General features: G+C 74.3%; 1 protein-coding gene. It reads left to right on the top strand.

What is annotated here, in order from left to right; all coding sequences use genetic code 11:
• A partial coding sequence (locus ACWCO3_RS34595) for a beta-ketoacyl synthase N-terminal-like domain-containing protein (RefSeq protein WP_450014214.1) occupies window positions 1-1,399 on the top strand: 1,399 nt, incomplete at both ends.

Genomic DNA, 1,399 nt, shown 5'->3' with positions numbered 1-1,399 from the left:
GCATGGCCGACGCCGGCGTCTCCGCCCAGCTCGCGCGGCGCGGCGTCACCGCGATGAACCCCGCCCGCGCCATCGCCGCGCTGACCCACGCCGTCTCCGCCGGCGACACCACAGTGGTGGTCGCCGACGTGGACTGGTCACGCTTCGGACCCGCCTTCACGGTACGACGCAACAGCCCCCTGCTCAGCCCGCTGCTCACCGACGTCGAGGAGCAGCCGCAGTCCACCGGCCCGGCCACCGACCTGCTGGCCGGCCGTACCGTCGAGGAGCGCCGCGCGTACCTGCTGCACCTGGTACGCAGCGAGGCCGCCGCAGTCCTCGGTCACGACTCCGCCGACGCCGTCCCGGCCGACCGCCCCTTCCGGGAACTCGGCTTCGACTCGCTGACCGCTGTGGAGCTGCGCAGCCGCCTCGCCGCCGCGACCGGCCTGCGCCTGCCGACCACCGTCGCCTTCGACTACCCGTACGCCGCCGTCCTCGCCGCCGAACTGGACACCCTGCTGTCCGGGACGGAACGCGCTGCGCAGACCGTCGCACCGTCCGCCGGTGTTACCGACGAGCCGATCGCCATCATCGGGATGGCCTGCCGCTACCCGGGCGACGTCGGCTCACCCGAGGACCTGTGGCGTCTCGTCGAGTCCGGCGCCGACGCGATCGCCGGGTTCCCCGCCGACCGTGGCTGGGACCTGGACGCCCTCTACGACCCCGACCCGGACCAGCCCGGCGCCTCCTACACCCGCGCCGGTGGGTTCGTCGCCGACGTCGCCGGTTTCGACGCGGCGTTCTTCGGCATCTCACCGCGCGAGGCGCTGGCCATGGACCCGCAGCAGCGACTGCTGATGGAGACCGCGTGGGAGGCTGTCGAGCGGGCCGGTATCGACCCCGCCGGCCTGCGCGGCGAACCCGCGGGTGTCTTCGTCGGAGCGTCCTTCTCCGGCTACGGCACCGGTGACCAGATCGCCGACGGGGTCGAGGGGTACCGACTCACCGGCACCGCGGCAAGTGTCACCTCCGGCCGGATCGCGTACACCCTCGGCTGGGAGGGCCCGGCCGTCACCGTGGACACCGCCTGCTCGTCGTCGCTGGTGGCGCTGCACCTGGCCGTCCGCTCGCTACGGTCCGGTGAGTGCTCCCTCGCGCTGGCCGGTGGCGTCACGGTGATGGCCAGCCCGGACGCGTTCGTGGAGTTCTCCCGCCAGCGGGGCCTGTCCGCCGACGGCCGCTGCAAGTCGTTCGCGGCGGGCGCGGACGGCACCGGCTGGTCCGAGGGCGCGGGCATCCTCTTGGTCGAGCGGCTCTCCGACGCGGTCCGCAACGGCCACCGCGTCCTCGCCGTGGTCCGGGGCACCGCCGTGAACCAGGACGGCGCCTCCAACGGCCTGACCGCCCCGAACGGCCC

It is taken from the genome of Micromonospora sp. NPDC002411 (assembly GCF_053592955.1).
Note: the sequence above shows the minus strand (reverse complement) of the source record. Positions and strands in the feature narration are given on the sequence as shown.